Genomic DNA, 18,263 nt, shown 5'->3' on the forward strand with positions numbered 1-18,263 from the left:
CAATCAGAAAGTGTCCCAAAACGTGAATAAGTTTCAGGAAGTTCAGCAGCACCTCGCCCAGCACAGCCACCACTGGTTAGTCACCGGTGCGGCCGGCTTCATCGGTTCGAACCTGGTCGAGGCCCTGCTCAAGCTGAACCAGCGTGTCACCGGTCTCGACAATTTCGCGACCGGGCACCGCCACAACCTGGAACAGGTGCGCGAAGCGGTCGGCGCCGGCAAGTGGGAACGGTTCGACTTCATCGAAGGCGACATCCGCGACAGCGCCGCCTGCGCGCGTGCCGTCGCCGGCGTGGATTACGTGCTGCACCAGGCCGCGCTCGGTTCGGTGCCGCGCTCGATCAACGATCCCTTGACCACCAACGCGGTCAACATCGACGGCTTCCTGAACATGCTGGTGGCGGCGCGCGACGCCGGCGTCAAGCGCTTCGTGTACGCCGCTTCCAGCTCGACCTACGGCGACCACCCGGACCTGCCGAAGACCGAGGCGCGCATCGGCAATCCGCTCTCGCCCTATGCGGTTACCAAGTACGTCAACGAGCTGTACGCCGACGTGTTTGGCCGCACCTATGGCACTGAGGCGGTCGGCCTGCGCTACTTCAACGTGTTCGGTCCGCGCCAGGACCCGAACGGCGCCTACGCCGCCGTGATTCCGCAGTGGGTGGCGGCCCTGATCCGCAACCAGGCGCTGCACATCAACGGCGACGGCGAGACCAGCCGCGATTTCTGCTTCATCGAGAACGTGGTCCAGGCCAACATCCTGTCCGCCCTGGCGGCCAAGGACGCGGCCAACCAGGTATATAACGTGGCCCTCGGCGAACGCACCAGCCTGAACGAGCTGTACGGGATGATGCGCGCGCTGCTGGCCGACCGCTACGCGCACGTGGCCGCGCACCAGCCGCAGTACGGCGAGTTCCGCCGAGGCGACGTGCGCCACTCGCAGGCGGATATTTCGAAGGCCGCCACCCTGCTGGGCTACCAGCCCACGCACCGCATCGGCGAAGGCTTGAAGCAGGCCATGGACTGGTATGTCCGCAACCTGCCGCAGTAACCGGGACACCCATGCATATCCAGAAAAGTAATAACAATTTCGGAGGCTACCGTGTTTAGGATCTCTAATCACTACGTGTCGAAGATCGTTTTCCTCTTGTTGTTCGTCGAGGTCCTGGTGGTGCTGGGCGCCGCCTACGTCGGGGCCGCGGTCCGCATGCTCGAGTACGGGGACGCCGTCGCGGCGGCCCATTTCGACCACTTCTTCACTTCCGCGGTCGCCTTCACCGCCGCCATCATCTTCAGCATGAGCGCGATGGGCATGTACCAGCTCGACTACGACGAAGGCCTGCGCCATCCCTTCTTCATGAAGCTGATGCCGTCCTTCGTGATGGGCTTCATGATCCTGGCCCTGGTGTTCTACGTGGCGCCCGAGCTCTATCTCGGCCGCGGCACCATGGTGCTGGTGTTCGCCCTCTCGGGCATCGGCATCTTCCTGGCGCGCATGGTGTTCTTCAAGACCTCGGAAGCGCGCTTCCTGCAGTCGCGCATCATGTTCCTCGGCAGCGGCCCGCTGGCCAAGGAATGCAGCGACCTGGCTACCAGCAAGTCGCGCTACCACAAGTACGACATCGCCGGCTTCCTGTCGGCCCCGAGCGAGGAACTGTGCGTGCCTTCGAACAGCCTGCTCAAGATGCGCGACGGCGACTCCCTGGTCAAGCTGGCGCGCCAGCACAACGTCGAGGAAATCGTGGTCTCGGTGCAGAACCGCCGCGGCGGCTTCCCGATCAAGGAGCTGCTCGACTGCAAGCTGCAGGGCATCAAGGTCACCGACGCCGCCACGTTCTTCGAGCGCGAGACCTGCCAGATCCGCGTCGACTCGCTCCAGCCTTCCTGGCTGGTGTTCGGCGGCGGCTTCGACCAGAGCTTCGTGCGCACCTTCATGAAGCGCAGCTTCGACCTGGTGTGCAGCATCCTGATCCTGGTGATGACCTTCCCGCTGATGCTGGCCGCGGCCCTGGCCGTGTGGATGGAAGACCGCGGCCCGGTGTTCTACTCGCAGGAGCGGGTCGGCAAGGACGGCAAGACCTTCCGCGTGCACAAGTTCCGCTCGATGCGCGCCGACGCCGAAAAGAACGGCAAGCCGCAGTGGGCCGCCCAGAACGACCCGCGCGTCACCCGCGTCGGCAACTTCATGCGCAAGACCCGCATCGACGAGCTGCCCCAGATCCTGAACGTGTTCACCGGCGAGATGTCCTTCGTCGGCCCGCGTCCCGAGCGTCCGTATTTCGTCGAGCAGCTGATCGAAGTGGTCCCGTACTACAACGTGCGCCACAGCGTCAAGCCGGGCATCACCGGCTGGGCCCAGGTGCGCTACGGCTACGGCTCCTCGGCCGAGGATGCATTGCAAAAGCTCCAGTACGACCTGTACTATGTCAAGAACAACAGCCTGTTCCTGGACATCCTGATCCTGATCAATACGCTCAAGGTCGTGCTGTTCCGCAGCGGCCGTTGATCCCGTCCGGCGGCGTCCAGCCGCCGGATCCACCTTCCCGAGCGCCGACGCTTCCAGATGGACGCCACTTCCCTGACCAGCATCGCGGTCTATAGCCACGCCCTGGCGGCGGTGTGCTTCCTCGTGCTCGGCCTGCCCATGCTGGCCGGATGGCGCACGCGCCCGCACGGCGCGGCCCTGGCCGCGGCCTGCCTGCTGACCAGCGTGTGGATGGCGCTGCTGGCCTGGGCCGCCCACGGCGGCGCGCTGTGGTCGGTGGCGTCCGACATGCTGGGCCTGCTGCGCAACGCCGCCTGGATGCTGTTCCTGGGCCTGCTGGCCGGCCGCGTGACCAGCCAGCACAGCCGCCTGCCGCTGCGCCTGCGCCCGCCCGCCGCCGCCGCGGCGCTCGGCTTCGGCGTGCTGCTGGCGCTGGCCCTGCTGGGCTGGTGGGACCTGGCGTACACCGGCCTGGGCCTGGCCCCGGTGACCCTGCGCGTGGGCCTGGCGATCGGCGGCATGCTGCTGGTCGAGCAGGTCTACCGCAGCCGCTCGCTGCAGGAGCGCTGGGCGGTGAAGTTCGCTTGCCTGGGCATCGGCGCCATCTTCGCCTACGACTTCTACCTGTACAGCCACGCGATGCTGTTCCGCGAGATCGATCCCGACATCTGGGCCGCGCGCGGGATCGTCAACGCGATCGCGGTGCCGCTGCTGGCGGTGGCCCTGGGCCGCAGCAAGCTGTGGGAATCGCCGCTGGCGGTATCGCGCCGCGCCATGTTCCACTCGGCCGCGCTGTTCGGTTCGGCCATCTACCTGCTGGCGATGGGCTCGGCCGGCTACTACCTGCGCTTCTTCGGCGGCAGCTGGGGCGCGGTGATGCAGGTGGCCTTCCTGTTCGGCGCCCTGATCGTGCTGGCCGGCGTGCTGTTCTCGGGTTCCTTCCGCGCGCGCCTGAAAGTCTTCATCAGCAAGCACTTCTACAGCTACAACTACGACTACCGCGAAGAGTGGCTGCGCTTCACGCGCACCCTGTCCGAGCCGGGCCCCGGCCTGGGCGAGCGCGCGATCGAGGCGGTCGCGGCCCTGGTGGAAAGCCCGGGCGGCGTCCTGTGGCTGCGCCGCGACTCGGGCCGCTTCGAGCCGGCCGCGCACTGGCAGGCGCCGGCGGCGAGCAGCAGCGAGCCCGCCGATTCGGCCTTTTGCCAGTTCCTCGAATCGAGCCAGTGGGTGATCGACGTCCAGGAATTCGCCCATACCCCCGACAAGTACGATGCCCTGGTGCTGCCGGAGTGGGTGGCCTCCTATCCGCGCGCCTGGCTGGTGGTGCCGCTGATCCTGCATGCGCGCCTGTTCGGCTTCGTGCTGCTGCAGACCTCGCGCAGCCCGATCAAGCTGAACTGGGAAATCATCGACCTGCTCGAGATCGCCGGCAGCCAGGCCGCCAGCCAGCTGGCCCAGCAGGAAGCGGCGGACGCCCTCACGGTGGCGCGCCAGTTCGAATCATTCAACCGCATGTCGACCTTCGTGGTGCACGACCTGAAGAACCTGGTGGCCCAGCTGTCGCTGATGAACGCCAACGCCGCGCGCCACAAGGACAATCCCGAATTCCAGGCCGACATGCTGGAGACCATCGACCTGTCGGTGCAGAAGATGAAGCTGCTGCTGCAAAAGCTGAGCCGCACCACCAACCAGGAAAAGCCGGTGCTGCTGGCGATCGACGAGGTGGTGCGCCAGGCGGTGGCGCTGAAGGGCGCCTTCGAGCCCCATCCGCAGCTGCGCATCGAGGCCAGGGGCCTGCGCGTGCTGGCCGAGCGCGAGCGCCTGGAGCGCGTGGTCGGCCACCTGGTCCAGAACGCGATCGAGGCCACGCCGCGCACCGGCAGCGTGACGGTGCGCGTGACCGAGACCGCGGACGGCGGCCTGGTCGAGATCGTCGACACCGGCGAAGGCATGAGCGAGGAATTCATCCGCGAGCGCCTGTTCAAGCCTTTCGACTCGACCAAGTCGGCCGGCATGGGCATCGGCGTGTTCGAGAGCCGCGAATACATCAATGAACTGGGCGGCAGCCTGGAGGTGAGCAGCAGGCCGGGCCACGGCACCACTTTCCGCGTGCTGCTGCCGCTGTACCGCCAGGAAGCGCAGCAGGCCCAGGCCGCACGCTCGGCCGCATAGGCAACGCACAAGCAACGCATACCGAACGCATCACGAAAAACAGCCCGGCGAGACCACCGAGGACAATGTGACACAAAACAAACCGAAACTGCTCATCATCGAAGACGACCCCGGGCTGCAGAAGCAGCTCAAGTGGAGCCTGGACGCCTATGACGTGGCGGTCGCCGGCGACCGCGAGGCCGCCCTGGCCCAGATCCGCCGCCACGAACCGGCGGTGGTGACCATGGACCTGGGCCTGCCGCCCGATCCGGACGGCTCCACCGAAGGCCTGGCGACCCTGCAGCAGATCCTGGCGCTGGCGCCGGACACGCGCGTGATCGTCCTGACCGGCAACCAGGACCACAGCAACGCGGTCAAGGCGATCGGCCTGGGCGCCTACGACTTCCACCAGAAGCCGGTCGACCCCGAGGTGCTGAACCTGGTGATCCAGCGCGCCTTCTTCCTGCACAACCTGCAGCAGGAAAACCGCCGCATGCAGCAGAACCAGGCCGATTCGCCGCTGGGCGGCGTGATCTCGCGCGACCCCGGCATGCTCAAGGTCTGCCGCAACATCGAGAAGGTCGCCCCGACCTCGGCCTCGGTGATGCTGCTGGGCGAATCGGGCACCGGCAAGGAAGTGCTGGCGCGCGCCGTGCACCAGCTATCGCCGCGCGCCAAGGAGCGCTTCATGGCGATCAACTGCGCCGCGATCCCCGAGAACCTGCTCGAGAGCGAACTGTTCGGCTACGAGAAGGGCGCCTTTACCGGCGCCGCCAAGCAGACCAAGGGCAAGGTCGAACTGGCCCACGGCGGCACCTTCTTCCTGGACGAAGTGGGCGACCTGCCGATGGCGCTGCAGGCCAAGCTGCTGCGCTTCCTGCAAGAGCGCGTGATCGAGCGCATCGGCGGCCACGAGGAGATCCCGGTCGACGTGCGCATCGTCTGCGCGACCCACCAGAAGCTCAAGGAACTGTGCGCCACGGGACGCTTCCGCGAGGACTTGTACTACCGCCTGTCCGAGATCGTGGTCACCATTCCGCCGCTGCGCGCGCGCGAAGGCGACGCCGCGCTGCTGGCCCACCACTTCAAGAACAAGTTCTGCGCCCAGGAGTCGCGCTCCTCGCTGCACTTCGCGCCGGATGCGATCGCCGCGATCGAATCCCACCCCTGGCCGGGCAATGTGCGCGAGATGGAAAACTGCATCAAGCGCGCCGTCATCATGGCCGACGGGAACACCATCGTCGCCGACGACCTCGGCCTGCCGGGCGAAGGCGCGGTGGAGGAACCGATCAACCTGCGCCAGGTGCGGGACGAAGCCGAGTACAAGGCCATCGTCAAGGCGCTGGCCCGGGTCGACGGCAACATCGTCAAGGCTTCCGAGCTGCTCGGCATCAGCCGGCCCACGCTGTACGACCTGATGGGACGGCACGGCATCAAGGCATCCTGATGCGGCGCCTGCTGCTGCGCGCCGGCGCCGCCACGGCGCTGCTCGGCTTCGCCACTGTGGCGGGCGCCGTGTTCTGGCTGCAGGGCCAGGGCGTGACGCCGCGCGCGCTCGCGCCCTACCTGGAACGGCGCGCGGCCGGCCACAACGATGTCATTACCGGTGTCGCGCTGGAAGCCGGCGCCACCCTGCGCCGGCTCGACCGCGGCGCCGACGCCGGACCGTATCCGCTGCCGCCGCTGGCGATCGGCGCCAGGCCTGAACCCGCCGGCGACGGCGCGGGCGCGCGCAAGCCTGTGCATTCGGTGGACGAGGCGCGCGAGGCTTTCGCCGGGGCCCTGGCGGGCGACGTGATCGTGTTCGCGCCGGGCGTCTACCGCCTCACGCGGGCGCTGGAAGCGCGCCGGCCGGGCGTGCAGGGCGTGCCGGTAACGGTGCGCGCCGAGCGTCCCGGCACCGTGGTCATCGAGGTCGCCAGCAGCGAGGGCATCAAGGTGCTCGGGCCGTACTGGCGCTTCGAGAACCTGGACATCCGCGGCGCCTGCGCTTCCGCCGGAAGCTGCGAGCATGCCTTCCACGTGACCGGGCTGGCCAAGGGCTTCGCGGCCGTGAACAACACCATCACCGACTTCAACGCCCACATCAAGGTCAATGGCGACGCCCATGGTTTCCCGGATGGCGGCCTGGTCGAGCACAACACCCTGACCAACACCAGCGCGCGCCGCACGGCCAGGCCGGTCACGCCTTTCGACCTGGTGGCGGCCAACGACTGGATCATCCGCGCCAACCTGATCACCGACTTCGTCAAGGCGACGGGCGACCGCATCAGCTACGGCGCCTTCGCCAAGGGCGGAGCCGCGCGCACCCTGTTCGAACGCAACGTGGTGCTGTGCGAGCACAAGCTGCGCGGCCTGCCGGGCGAGCGCGTCGGGCTGTCCTTCGGCGGCGGCGGCACCGGCAAGCCTTATTGCCGCGACAAGCGCTGCATCACCGAGCACGAGGCCGGCGTGATGCGCGCCAACCTGATCGCCTCCTGCTCGGATGCCGGCATCTACGTCAACAGCGGCGCCACCACGAAGATCGCCGACAACACCCTGCTCGACACGGCGGGCGTGCAGGTGCGCTTCCCGGAAAGCGGGGCGGAACTGGACGGCAACCTGATCGATGGCGCGGTGACCGAACGCAATGGCGGGCGGGCGGCCATACTGGACAACCGCAGCAGCGCCATCGCGGCGCTGTACGCCGGACTGCATGCGCAGCGCGGCCTGTTCGCGGATCCGGACACCCTCGACTTGCGCTGGAAAGACGAGGCGCCGCGCCGCGACGGTCCAGGCATGCCGGGACCGGACCTGTGCGGCGCCAAGCGCGCGGCCCAGCCGGCCTACGGCGCCTTCGAGGACTTCGCGGCCTGCGTGGCGCCATAGGGTTGGCGGCTTTGCCGCCGACGCGCTTGGCTGCGGGCCCCGCCCAACCCTACCAGGCCGCCAGCCACTCGGCCGTCCAGGCCGTCATCTGCTCGTGCCATTCGCGGCGCGAACAGGTGTGGTCGGCCTTGGGCAGGGTGCGGCGCGCGAAGCGCGGCGTCTCCAGCAGGGTGCGCCAGTGCGGCGCCTCGGCCACCACCGAGAATTCCTGAGCCGTCAGGTCGGCTCCGCTCAGCAGCACCAGCACCTTGCCGGGGAAGCGCGCCAGCGAGGCATGCATGCGCTCGGGCAGGGCCGCGCCGCACTGCGCGGCGTCCTGGGATGGGCGCAGGGCCGAGCGCGCCACGCCGACGAAAGAGCGGGCGGCGCCCAGCAGGTCGAAACGGCCGCTGGCGATCTTCTTCCACAGCCCGGCGTCGAGCAGGCGGCCACGGTAGTAATGCTTGAGGGTGGCGCGCGCCGCGCCTTCATCCGTGCGCACCCAGGGGTTGAGCAGCACCAGCCCGCGCACCCGCGCGTCGCGCGGCGCGTACAGGGCGCCGGCGGCGGCGCCGTCGCACAAGCCCCACAGCACGATCTCCTCCAGGCCGGGCACTTCCTGCTGGAAGCAGTCGATGGCGGCGCGCACGTCCTGGTCCACGCTGTCGAAGCCGCGCACCGCGCCTTCGCTGTCGCCCATGCCGCGGTAGTCGAAGCGCAGCACCGGGGTGCCGGCGGCGGCCAGCGCCCGCGCGAGCAGGGTGAACTGGCGGTGGCTGCCCGTGCGCACCTGCGGCCCGCCGACCACGATCAGCACGCCGCGCTTCGAGTCCGATGGCGCCGCGGGCAGGCTCAGGATGCCGAACAGGGCGTCGCCACCGCAATCGAAGCCGATCGCGCGTTCCTCATAGTGCATGGGCGCTCTCCAGGAACAGGGCGGCGGTGGCGTCGAGCAGCAGGGGTGCTTCCTCGATTTCCTGGGCGGTCCAGAATTGCGGGCCGGGGATGGCCTGCTGACGCAAATCCGCACCCTGGCTGGTCCAGCCGGCGGCCAGGCGCGCGGCGGCCGGCGGCGCGGCGCGGCCGCTTTCCGCGACCACTTCGAACCAGTCGACCGGACAGCGCGGCGCGGGCAGCTTGGCGGCATCGACGCCGTCGAGCGCCAGCGCCAGCGCCGGATGCAGTTCGTAGCCGGCGATGTCGAGGGGCTCGCCGGCGCGCAGGCGCGCGCGCAAGGCTTCAGTGCCGCTCTTGCCGATGCTGTCGGCGCCGTCCGGTGAACCGTCCCGCAGCAGCTCGCCGGCCAGGCGCAGGCGCAGGAACTGGGTCAGGCAGGCGGCGCCGCCGAGCGTGGGCTGCCACAGCAGCAGGCGCGCCGGCGGCGCGGCGGCCGCTGCCGCGTAGTCGAGCGCCAGCAGGGCGCCCAGGCGCAATCCCCACAGTCCCGGTTCGACGTGCAGGCGCGCGCGCAGCCAGTCCAGGCCGGCCCGCACGTCGTCCTTCCAGCCGTCCCAGCGGGCGTCGCCGAATTCGCCGCCGCTGTCGCCGCAGCCGTGCAGGTCGAGCTGGAGCACGCCCACGCCCTGGGCCGCCAGCCGGCGCGCCGCCAGGGCGGCTATGCGGCGCGACTTGTTCATTTCTTCGGCAAAGGGGTGCAGGTAGAGCAGGGCGGCGCGCGCCGTCCCCTCGGGAGGATGGAACAGGCAGAAACGCGACCCGCCGGGGCCGCCGGACGTCTTCAGGAAAAACGGCTCGGCCCGGGGCGTTGTCATTTACGCGGCTTTTTGCTCGACGAAGGCGGCCAGGCTGCCCAGGGTGGCGAAGGTGCTGGCGCTGATGTCGTCGTCGTCGATGGCGATGCCGAAATGCTCTTCCAGCGCGCCGATGAGGGTGACCACGGCCATCGAATCCAGCTCGGGCAGGCTGCCCAGCAGCGGGGAATCGGCGTTCAGCGCCGCGCCGGCGGGACCGAGGTTGAGCACATCGGTCAGGAGGGTTCGTACTTGGTCGAGGGTTTGCTCGGGATTCATGCTTGCTTCCTTCATTGCGTCGCCGGGCCGCTTTCCGCGCGCTTGCCGCGCGCTTCCAGCATCGCATGCAGTCGCCGCAATCCTGGCCAACGGTAATAGTTAATATGGTACATAGTGCGCACCTCGTCCGTCCAGCGCAGGTGCCATTCCATCACGCGGCCGTAGAATTCGAGACGCTTGAAACGTCCCTCGTCGAACAGGCGCTGCACGGCTTCCTCGCGCATCAGCAAGGTAGGCGACAGGCTGGACGGGATGCTTTCGTCATAGCTGGTCTTGAGCACCACGATGCTGTCGCCGTCCTCGACGCACAAGTCCATCGCGGCCAGCTGTTCGCCCACATGATACCGGTAGACGCTGGCGGCGTTGCGGGCGGCCAGGTTTTCCAGCATGGCGCGGTAGTAGCGGCCCTGGGCGTTGTCGGCATGGACGGCGGTGCCTTCCTTGCCTTTCCACCCCGAGCTCTCCAGGCGGCCGTAATCCTGCACCGCCTGCGCCATGTCCGCCGGCCGGCGCAGGACGTCCAGGCGCGTGGCCACGCCGTCGCGCTCGAGGCGCGCGCGCTGCTTCTTGAGGTTGGCGCGCAGGTTCTTGCCGCGCCCGTTCCAGTAGTCGGCGAAACTGCCGGCCAGGGTCACGCGCGCGGTATCGATGTAGTCGAGGGTGCGCAGGCCGGGGCCGTCGAGGGGACGCGGCAGCAGCATCGGGTCCATCTGCGTCAGGCCGACCACCAGGGGAAAGCCGGGCAGTGCGCGCAGCAGGCCGCCCAGCAGCCGCTCGGGGTGTTCGCCCGGGCGCTGCAGCCACAGGCCGAGCGGCGCCTGGGCCGGCTGGAAGGTGGCCCAGGAACCGCGTCCGGCGGGTGCGACGATCGCCATCGCGACCGTTTCGCCGCCGCGGTCGCACCAGGCCAGCAGCTCCGCGCCGCCGGCGAACTGCGCGACCAGGGGCGCGACGAAGTCGGCCGCCAGCAGGCAGGAAGCCGCGCCTTGCGCATGCAGGGCCTGCCAGCGCGCGGCGTGTTCGGCCTGCTCGAGAAAACAGCGCGCGGGGACGAGGTGCCACTTCATGCGCGCAGCGCCCCGCTCACGGTGGCGATCATCCAGTCCAGCTCCTGTGCGCTCAGCTCCTGGTGGCAGGGCAGGGACAGCACGCTGGCCGACAGGCGCGCCGCGTTCGGGCACACGCTCGCGTCCACGCCCTGCCACAGCGGACGGCCGAAGCCGACCACCGGCACCCCGGCGGCGCTCAGGCGTGCGGCCAGCTGCGGCGCATCGTCGGCCAGCAGCGGATAGACCCAGGGGCAAACGCCGTCCGGCAGGCTGTCGAACATCGGCCGTACGCCGGGCAGGCCGCGCAGCGCCGCGTCCAGGCGCAGCCAGTTGGCGCGGCGCAGCGCCGCGATGCGCCCGGACGAGGCCAGGCGCAGCATGGCGCGCGCGAACAGCGAAGAGCGCTTGTCGACCCAGCGCGGATCGAAATCGAAGCTGCTGTCCGAGGACGATGGCGCCAGGGCCGGCGCCGGGGCGCCGGCGGGGCGCGCGCGCAGCTGCCGGACGGCGTTCTTCAGGGCCATCGGCAGCCACAGGGCGGCGCGCAGCGCCGGCAGGCGGCCGTAGTCGAAGCCGCGCTCGAGCGAATTGAGGGCGATCTTGGCCTCGAAGGCGGGTCCGGCCGAGTGCAGCCGCACCGTGCGCAGGTCGTGGCGGCGCGATACCAGCACCCCGCCTTCGTAGATCGGAAAGAACTTCATGCTGCTGGCGATCGCGTAGTCGCCCCAGGCGCCGAGGGGCCGTCCCGCATGCTCGCCGATGAAGGCATGGGCGCAATCCTCCAGCAGTCCCAGGCCGAGGCGGTCGCACAAGGCGCGCAGCGCGGGCAGGTCCTGGTGGAAGCCGAAAAAATGGGTGACCATCAGGACCTTGGCCCCCGCCGCCTTGGCGGCGATATCGTCCAGGTCGGCCGCGCCATCCGGGCCCAGGCGGTAGAACACGGGCGTGGCGCCGCGCCACAGCACCGGCGGGATCATCGACGGACTATGCCAGGCCGGCACCAGCACCGTGTCGCCCGGGCCGACCGCCATCTCGCGCAGCGCCAGCGCGATCGCCACGCGCCCGCTGGTGACGAAGCGCGCGCTGCCGGCGTCGAGCACCGAGGGCAGGCGCGCACCGTCCGCCTTGGCGCCGGCGCGGCGGAAGGAGGAAGCCGACAGGATCGGTGCGATGGGAACCCGGGGACGCATGGGAAGGAGGGCGGACGGCATGGAACGAGTATATCCCGTGCCGTGCAATTTTTGCCACGAATCCTTAATCCGAGGAGGGCTTCCAGACTAGGTGCGCGCGCAAACTGATAAGATTGCGCCCTGCGCGGCAGGCCAGCCGGCGCCCTCGAGAGAACCCATGCTAGAGCTGATCCACGACTTCATTTTCGATTCCGCGCGCCGCACTCCGGGCGCCAGCGCGCTGGCGTACGGCGCGCGCCGCCTCGACTATGCCGCCCTGGCCCTGGAGGTCGAGGAGGCCGGCGGCGCGCTGCTCGCGGCCGGCGTGCAGCCGGGCGAACGGGTCGCGGTCTACCTCGAGAAGCGCATCGAGAACGTGGCCGCGATGTTCGGCGCCGCCGCCATCGGCGCCGTGTTCGTGCCGGTCAACCCGCTGCTCAAGGCAGAGCAGGTGGCCTACATCCTGGCCGACTGCAACGTGCGCGTGCTGCTGACCTCCCCGGAACGCCTGGCCCCGCTGGCCGATGCGATCACAGCCTGCCCCGACCTGCGCACCGTGTTCGTCACCGGCGACAAGCTTCCCGAACAGCGGCCGGCCGGCCCGGCCCTGGCGCTGTGGGACGCGGCGCGCCAGGCCCCCGCTGAGGGCGTACTGGCCGCGCGCCGCGCCATCGACGCCGACATGGCGGCCATCCTCTACACCTCGGGCAGCACCGGCAAGCCGAAGGGCGTGGTGCTGTCGCACCGGAACATGGTCGCGGGCGCGCGCAGCGTCGCGGGCTACCTGGAGAACACGCCACAGGACCGCATCCTGGCGGTGCTGCCGCTCAGCTTCGACTACGGCCTGAGCCAGCTGACCACGGCCTTCCTGACCGGCGCCACCGCGGTCCTGATCAACCACCTGTTCCCGAAGGACATCCTGAAGGCGGTGCTTGAAGAGCGCATCACCGGCCTGGCGGCGGTGCCGCCCCTGTGGATCCAGCTTGCCGCGCTCGACTGGCCGCGCGACTGCAGCCTGCGCTACCTGACCAATTCCGGCGGCGCCATGCCGGTACCGGCCGTGGCCGCCCTGCGCGCCGCGCTTCCCGGCGCGCAGCTGTTCCTGATGTACGGCCTGACCGAGGCCTTCCGCTCCACCTACCTGCCGCCCGCGGAGCTCGACCGCCGTCCCGACTCGATGGGCCGCGCGATCCCGAACGCCCAGGTGATGGTGGTGCGTCCCGACGGCACGCCCTGTGCGCCGGGCGAGCCGGGCGAGCTGGTGCACCGCGGCGCCCTGGTGTCGCTCGGCTACTGGAACGATCCGGCCAAGACCGCCGAGCGCTTCCGCCCGGCGCCCGGCCAGGATCCGGCCCTGCCGCTGACCGAGATGGCGGTGTGGTCGGGCGACACGGTGCGCATGGACGAGGAAGGCTTCCTGTACTTCATCGGCCGCAGCGACGACATGATCAAGGTCTCGGGCTACCGCATCAGCCCCAGCGAGGTCGAGGAAGCGGCGCATGCCTCCGGCCTGGTGCGCGAAGCCGCGGCCTTCGGCGTGCCCCATCCCACCCTGGGCCAGGCCATCGTCCTGCTGGCCGTGGCGCGCGACGCCGAGGCGACACCGGCCCTGCTGCTGAAGGAATGCCAGCGCCGCCTGCCGGCCTACATGGTCCCGGCCCACATCGCGCTGCGCAGCGAAGCTTTCCCGCGCAACCCGAACGGCAAGTTCGACCGCAATCTGCTGCGCCAGTCCTATTCCTCCCTGTTTGAAAGCACCACCCCATGAGCAGCAAGCCCGTCCACGCCGACCAGATCCTGTTCCCCGTCGTCGACAACTGCCTGCAGGTCGGCGGCATGCCCTTGCCGCGCCTGGCGCAGCGGGTCGGCCGCACGCCTTTCTATGCCTACGACCGCGCCCTGGTGGCCGAGCGCGTGCGCCAGCTGCGCGCCGCGCTTCCTGTGGAAGTCGAGCTGCATTACTCGATCAAGGCCAACCCGATGCCGGCCCTGGTGCAGCAGCTGGCCGGCCTGGTCGACGGCCTGGACGTGGCCTCGAGCGGCGAAATGAAGGTGGCGCTGGACGCCGGCATGCGTCCCGCCGACATCAGCTTCGCCGGTCCCGGCAAGGGCGATGCCGAGCTGGCGCAGGCGGTGGCCGCCGGCGTGTGCGTGCATGCCGAATCCGAACGCGAGATCCGCGCCCTGGCGCGCATCAAGGGAGAACTCGGGATCGCGCCGCTGCTGGTCCTGCGCATCAACCCGGACTTCGAGCTGAAGGGGTCGGGCATGCGCATGGGCGGCGGCGCCAAGCAGTTCGGCATTGACGCCGAGGATGCGCCGCGCCTGCTGGCGCTGGCGGGTGAGCTGGAACTGGACGTGCTGGGCTTCCATATCTTCAGCGGCTCGCAAAGCCTGAAGGCGGAGGCGATCGCCGAGACCCAGTCCCGCACCGTGGAGCTGGCGATCGCGCTGGCGGCGGCCAGCCCAAGCCCGGTGCGCATGCTGAACATCGGCGGCGGCTTCGGCATTCCCTATTTCCCGGGCGAAGCGCGCCTGGACCTGGCGCCGATCGGGGCCAACCTGGCGGCGCTGCTGCCGCGCGTGAAGGACGCCCTGCCGCAGGCCCGCGTGTCGATCGAGCTGGGACGCTACCTGGTGGGCGAGGCGGGGGTGTACGTGGCGCGGGTCATCGACCGCAAGGTCTCGCGCGGCCAGGTGTTCCTGGTGACGGACGGCGGGCTGCACCACCACCTGGCGGCGTCCGGCAACTTCGGCCAGGTGATCCGCAAGAACTACCCGGTCGCGATCGGCAACCGGGTAGAAGGAGAACGCGAAGCGGTGTCGGTGGTGGGACCGCTGTGCACGCCGCTCGACCTGCTGGCCGAACGCATGGACTTGCCGCGCGCCGAGGTGGGCGACCTGGTGGTCGTGTTCCAGTCCGGCGCCTATGGCCTGTCGGCCAGCCCGGGCGGCTTCCTCAGCCACCCGGACGCCATCGAAGTCCTGGTCTAGTCCTTCTTTAGGTCAGCCAATGTTCTTGGCGGTTTCGAGATGCTGTTCCAGCATCAGGCCGTCCATGAAGAACTTGGTGGCCCAGTTCGGATAGCGGTAGGTCATGTAGCCGCCGTTGATCGGATGCGAACCCTTGAGCGCGCCGCGCACGTTGAGGTCGCCGGTCTCGAGGTCCTGGATGCTCATGTTGAAGCGGTTGGCGCGCACGGCGTGGTGCTTGAGCTCGCGGTCGCCCGTGATCTGCACCAGGCGCAGCCAGTTGATCGCCATCTGCGAATTGCCCGTGACGCAGGTCCAGTCGGTCACCGTGGTCCAGTCCGGGATGTAGCGGGCCGGCAGGGCGCCGTCCTCGCGCTGGTGCTTGGCCACGTGGCGCGACATCTTCAGCGCGTGCTCGACCAGGTCGGCGCGGCCCGAGGCGGCGCCGATCTCGAGCAGGCCGCGGATCGAATAGGCGATCGTGTGGGTCAGCGCGCTGTTGTTCGGCAGCTGCAGCAGGCAGTTGTCCGGCAGCCAGCCGTTGGCTTCCGCGCGGCTCACCGCCCAGTCGGCATTCTTCACCGCCGCCGCCAGGTAGCGCTCGATGCCGGTCGCCTCGTAGGCGCGCACCAGGCCGAAGGCCGAGCGCGTGTTGTAGCTGTTCAGCTTCGAGGTGGTGAAGGGCGAGGCGAAGCGGCGCCAGGCGCCGTCTTCGTCCATGGCGTCGACCAGCCAGTCCGAGGCGCGCACCAGCGAGGTGTGGAAGCGTTCTTCCTTGGTCTCGAGATAGGCCTTGGCCCAGCCGAACAGGACCTGGCCGGTATTGAAGATGGTCGGCGCCACGACCTCGGCCGACATGGTGCCGGCGCGCACGCCGCCATCCTCGAGCTGGATGTCGCTTTCCCAGATGGTCATGCGGCGCGCCGCTTCGGCGTACTGGGGCGCGTCGTACAGGCGCGCGTAATCGTAGAGCGTCGGGATCACGTAGCCGGTGGTTTCCGGATACGAGGCGTTCCAGGACTTGGTCTTGATGTCGTAGCTGTGCGCCACGCCGTCGTCCGGCGTCGCCTTTTGCGCCACCAGCAGCCAGTCGGCTGCGCTTTTCAGGTGGGTGTCGATATCGCGCGGCTTGGAGACGGTGGAGCCGATTTTATCTTTGATGAGCTGTTTGATGTGGTTCATTGCTGTTCGCGTTCTGGTAGACGGGCAGTGCCTGTGCTGGCAAGCATTTCGTTAATATACTGCAAATTTTATTTATGGCATCGTTCTGTAGTGCTGAAGAGAAAGGCAGACCGATCAGCTTCCTGGCGGCGGCGACCTGCGGGCTGTCCGGCTCGCCGGGGACGACCGCGTTCAGGTAGCCCATGCGCGTGTCCACCCCGGCCTGGCCCAGCTCGGCGCGCAGCCGCGCCAGGTCGGCATGCGGCGGCAGCGCCACCATGATGCGCGACAGGTAGCGGCCGGGCGCGTACTGGGGCAGGCTGACGCCCGGCACGCCGGCCAGGGCTTGCTGGTAGGCCTCGGCCACGCGCACTTTCTCGCGCCGCAAGGTGTCGAGCCGCGCGAACTGCTCCAGCGCGATCGCCGCATCGAGGTTGCCGATGGCGGCCATGGACGGCGCCGCGCGGCGCGTGCGGCCGAACAGCCCGCGCAGGCGCGACAGGTAATAGCCGCTGTTCCCCGTCAGCGCCTTCCACTGGTAGTTCCACACGAAGTCCAGCAGGGCGCCGAAGCGTCCGGCGGCGGGCGGCAGGGCCGCGCAGATCGCCTTGACTGCCGGGTCCAGCTCCGGATTGTTGACCAGCAGGACGCCGCCCGAGCCGCGGATGCCGGTCACCACCGCCTTCGATTGCGCGAAGCTGACGATCCCGGCGTCGCCGAAGCTGCCGAGCAGGCGCCCGTGGCGCCGCTCTCCGACGACCTGGGCGGCATCGTCGACCAGGAAGACCCCGGCCTCGCGGCACAATTGCTCGAGCTCGTCCACGGCGGCCGGGCAGCCGAACATGTGCGGCGCCACCACCGCCAGGGTGTCGGGCCCGATGGCGGCGCGCACGGCGCCGGCGTCGATGTTCAGGTCGCGCCCGACCTCGGCGGCTTTCGGCACCAGTCCTGCGGCGCGCACGGTGTCCACCACGCTGGGACAGATATAGCCCGGGACGATCACGGTCTTGCGGCCCGGCCGGCGCGCCTGGAACACGTCCAGCGCGATGCGCAGGGCCGTATGTCCGAAGTCGAGCGCATAGGCCGTGGACGGCGCATAGTAGTCGTTCAGGCGCCGCGCCAGGACCTGCGCATGCGGTCCCGCCGCGACCCGTCCGCGCACGACGCAGACTGCGGCGGCCGCGTACTCGCGCCAGGACCAGTCGGCGTAGCGCAGGCGGAAGCGTTTCATGCGGAGCGTCCGAGTTTGGCGCCGAGGCGGCGCGCCACCATGTCGATCCAGGGCTGCGGGTCGTTCCAGCGCCAGTAGGCGTCGCGCACCGCATGGCCCTGCGAGCGGGCGTCGAGCTGGCCGCCGTTTTCCTGGAAGGACCAGCGGTCGGTGATCGGCTCGCGCCAGATCTGCGGCGTGGCGACGGGTTGCACCGGCAGGGCCGGCATGCCCATCTCGTAGCGGTAGGCCGCGGCCGGGATGTTCACGCCATTGAGCGACGCCACTTCTTCCTGGAAGTCGGTGCGCGCCACGGTCGGCTCGACCATGTAGAAGCGGCCGTCGCGCGCATCGCGCTTGTATTCCATGCTGCCCATGCCGACGAAGCCGACCTGCCGGAAGAAGGCGGCGGTGGTTTCCGCCAGCTCGTCCGCCACTTCCCAGGCCGCCGTGCAGCTGGCGGTGCCGCCGATGCGGGGCGGCCAGGAGCGGATCTTGCGGCCGCTGAAGGAGCTGACCACCTCGCCGTCCTTGCCCAGGTACTGGAGGCAGAAGTACACGTCGCCGTCGCTGCCTTCGATCCACTCCTGCACCACCATGTCGGCCAGCACCGGGAAAATCTCTTCGTACAGCGCGGCCGCCTCGTCCGGCGAGCTCACCTTGTAGGCCTTCTTGAAGCGCGCCCCGTAGCCGTAGTCCTTCTTCGAGGGCTTGAGCACGCACGGGTATTTCAGGTCGCCGATGCGCGCCAGGTCGGCCTTGCTTTCCAGCCTGACCGTGCGCGGCACCGGTGCGCCGACCGACTCGGCCAGTTCCTGGAAGCCCTGCTTGTGCATCAGGGCCATCAGGCGCTCGTGGCCGGGCTGGCGCAGGCGGAAGGCGGGCGCCAGCTGGTCGCGGAACTCGGACACCGTCTCGACGGTCTTTTCTTCGGTCGCGAACAGCACCAGCGGTTCCGGATAGCGCCGCGCCATGTCGAGCACGAAATCGACGAAGCTCTTGCCTTCGAGCGAAGCGCAGAGCAGTTTGCGGCCATAGCGCGAGCGCATGGCGGGCGACTTGGGATCGGTATCGACCACGATGACCGGGATGCCCGCGGTGCCCAGGCTGCGTACCACGCCGAGGGCATTCAGGCCGCCGCCGGCGACGACGGCCGGCAAGGAATTGCTTTTCTGGTTATTCATCATT

15 protein-coding genes are annotated in these 18,263 nt (G+C 69.3%); 7 read left to right on the forward strand and 8 right to left on the reverse strand.

Annotated features, from left to right (window positions below; translation table 11 throughout):
* Positions 1-22 precede the first annotated feature (22 nt).
* The 5 genes from V7778_RS00630 (at position 23) to V7778_RS00650 (ending at position 7,504) form a co-directional block, all read left to right on the forward strand.
* Entirely contained in the window at positions 23-1,051 is a 1,029-nt protein-coding gene (locus V7778_RS00630; RefSeq protein WP_335551427.1) for an SDR family oxidoreductase, read from the forward strand.
* Positions 1,052-1,102: 51 nt separating this feature from the next.
* The gene (locus V7778_RS00635) at positions 1,103-2,506 is read left to right on the forward strand and encodes a TIGR03013 family XrtA/PEP-CTERM system glycosyltransferase (protein WP_335551428.1); all 1,404 of its coding nucleotides are present in this window, start codon (positions 1,103-1,105) and stop codon (positions 2,504-2,506) included.
* Between the two features lie 57 nt (positions 2,507-2,563).
* Complete coding sequence (gene prsK / locus V7778_RS00640) at positions 2,564-4,657, forward strand: XrtA/PEP-CTERM system histidine kinase PrsK (protein WP_335551429.1); 2,094 nt, start codon at positions 2,564-2,566, stop codon at positions 4,655-4,657.
* Between the two features lie 67 nt (positions 4,658-4,724).
* A complete protein-coding gene (gene prsR / locus V7778_RS00645) occupies positions 4,725-6,083 on the forward strand; it encodes a PEP-CTERM-box response regulator transcription factor (protein WP_335551430.1) in 1,359 nt (452 codons plus the stop codon).
* Positions 6,083-7,504: a chondroitinase-B domain-containing protein gene (locus V7778_RS00650; protein ID WP_335551431.1), complete on the forward strand. Its 1,422-nt coding sequence runs from the start codon at positions 6,083-6,085 to the stop codon at positions 7,502-7,504. Before prsR ends, V7778_RS00650 begins: the two co-directional genes overlap by 1 nt.
* 49 nt (positions 7,505-7,553) lie before the next feature.
* On the opposite strand, the gene V7778_RS00655 is transcribed toward V7778_RS00650, so the two are convergent.
* From V7778_RS00655 to V7778_RS00675, 5 genes are read right to left on the reverse strand one after another with little or no spacing between them, the layout of a single operon-like run.
* Positions 7,554-8,399 carry a hydrolase 1, exosortase A system-associated gene (locus V7778_RS00655; RefSeq protein WP_335551432.1) on the reverse strand — a complete coding sequence of 282 codons (846 nt, stop codon included), beginning with the start codon at positions 8,397-8,399 and terminating at the stop codon, positions 7,554-7,556.
* Positions 8,389-9,255 (reverse strand): hydrolase 2, exosortase A system-associated, encoded by an 867-nt coding sequence (locus V7778_RS00660; protein ID WP_335551433.1) that lies wholly within the window; start codon positions 9,253-9,255, stop codon positions 8,389-8,391. Before V7778_RS00660 ends, V7778_RS00655 begins: the two co-directional genes overlap by 11 nt.
* The gene (locus tag V7778_RS00665; RefSeq protein ID WP_335551434.1) at positions 9,256-9,513 is read right to left on the reverse strand and encodes an acyl carrier protein; all 258 of its coding nucleotides are present in this window, start codon (positions 9,511-9,513) and stop codon (positions 9,256-9,258) included. It lies immediately after the preceding gene.
* Positions 9,514-9,524: 11 nt separating this feature from the next.
* Entirely contained in the window at positions 9,525-10,580 is a 1,056-nt protein-coding gene (locus tag V7778_RS00670; RefSeq protein ID WP_335551435.1) for a GNAT family N-acetyltransferase, read from the reverse strand.
* Positions 10,577-11,773 (reverse strand): DegT/DnrJ/EryC1/StrS family aminotransferase, encoded by a 1,197-nt coding sequence (locus tag V7778_RS00675; protein ID WP_335551436.1) that lies wholly within the window; start codon positions 11,771-11,773, stop codon positions 10,577-10,579. The genes V7778_RS00670 and V7778_RS00675 overlap by 4 nt, the downstream gene beginning before the upstream one ends.
* 136 nt (positions 11,774-11,909) lie before the next feature.
* Here V7778_RS00675 and V7778_RS00680 point away from each other — a divergent pair, with 136 nt between their 5' ends.
* A complete protein-coding gene (locus tag V7778_RS00680) occupies positions 11,910-13,499 on the forward strand; it encodes an acyl-CoA ligase (AMP-forming), exosortase A system-associated (protein WP_335551437.1) in 1,590 nt (529 codons plus the stop codon).
* The gene (locus V7778_RS00685) at positions 13,496-14,725 is read left to right on the forward strand and encodes a pyridoxal-dependent decarboxylase, exosortase A system-associated (RefSeq protein WP_335551438.1); all 1,230 of its coding nucleotides are present in this window, start codon (positions 13,496-13,498) and stop codon (positions 14,723-14,725) included. The genes V7778_RS00680 and V7778_RS00685 overlap by 4 nt, the downstream gene beginning before the upstream one ends.
* 12 nt (positions 14,726-14,737) lie before the next feature.
* Here V7778_RS00685 and V7778_RS00690 read toward each other — a convergent pair whose 3' ends face one another.
* From V7778_RS00690 to V7778_RS00700, 3 genes are read right to left on the reverse strand one after another with little or no spacing between them, the layout of a single operon-like run.
* Positions 14,738-15,886 (reverse strand): hypothetical protein, encoded by a 1,149-nt coding sequence (locus V7778_RS00690; RefSeq protein WP_335551439.1) that lies wholly within the window; start codon positions 15,884-15,886, stop codon positions 14,738-14,740.
* Positions 15,855-17,096, reverse strand: a complete 1,242-nt coding sequence (locus V7778_RS00695; protein ID WP_335551440.1) for a DegT/DnrJ/EryC1/StrS family aminotransferase — start codon at positions 17,094-17,096, stop codon at positions 15,855-15,857. The genes V7778_RS00690 and V7778_RS00695 overlap by 32 nt, the downstream gene beginning before the upstream one ends.
* Positions 17,093-18,262 carry a carboxylate--amine ligase gene (locus V7778_RS00700; protein ID WP_335551441.1) on the reverse strand — a complete coding sequence of 390 codons (1,170 nt, stop codon included), beginning with the start codon at positions 18,260-18,262 and terminating at the stop codon, positions 17,093-17,095. Before V7778_RS00700 ends, V7778_RS00695 begins: the two co-directional genes overlap by 4 nt.
* Position 18,263 lies beyond the last annotated feature (1 nt).

The organism is Massilia sp. DD77 (assembly GCF_036961685.1).
Lineage (GTDB): Bacteria > Pseudomonadota > Gammaproteobacteria > Burkholderiales > Burkholderiaceae_D > Telluria.

Coding starts and splice junctions, on each gene's coding strand:
- V7778_RS00650 (WP_335551431.1), top strand. CDS start 6,083: ATGCGGCGCCTGCTGCTGCGCGCCGGCGCCGCCACGGCGCTGCTCGGC.
- V7778_RS00655 (WP_335551432.1), bottom strand. CDS start 8,399: ATGCACTATGAGGAACGCGCGATCGGCTTCGATTGCGGTGGCGACGCC.
- V7778_RS00700 (WP_335551441.1), bottom strand. CDS start 18,262: ATGATGAATAACCAGAAAAGCAATTCCTTGCCGGCCGTCGTCGCCGGC.
- V7778_RS00665 (WP_335551434.1), bottom strand. CDS start 9,513: ATGAATCCCGAGCAAACCCTCGACCAAGTACGAACCCTCCTGACCGAT.
- V7778_RS00660 (WP_335551433.1), bottom strand. CDS start 9,255: ATGACAACGCCCCGGGCCGAGCCGTTTTTCCTGAAGACGTCCGGCGGC.
- V7778_RS00695 (WP_335551440.1), bottom strand. CDS start 17,096: ATGAAACGCTTCCGCCTGCGCTACGCCGACTGGTCCTGGCGCGAGTAC.
- V7778_RS00690 (WP_335551439.1), bottom strand. CDS start 15,886: ATGAACCACATCAAACAGCTCATCAAAGATAAAATCGGCTCCACCGTC.
- prsK (WP_335551429.1), top strand. CDS start 2,564: ATGGACGCCACTTCCCTGACCAGCATCGCGGTCTATAGCCACGCCCTG.
- V7778_RS00670 (WP_335551435.1), bottom strand. CDS start 10,580: ATGAAGTGGCACCTCGTCCCCGCGCGCTGTTTTCTCGAGCAGGCCGAA.
- V7778_RS00675 (WP_335551436.1), bottom strand. CDS start 11,773: ATGCCGTCCGCCCTCCTTCCCATGCGTCCCCGGGTTCCCATCGCACCG.
- V7778_RS00685 (WP_335551438.1), top strand. CDS start 13,496: ATGAGCAGCAAGCCCGTCCACGCCGACCAGATCCTGTTCCCCGTCGTC.
- V7778_RS00680 (WP_335551437.1), top strand. CDS start 11,910: ATGCTAGAGCTGATCCACGACTTCATTTTCGATTCCGCGCGCCGCACT.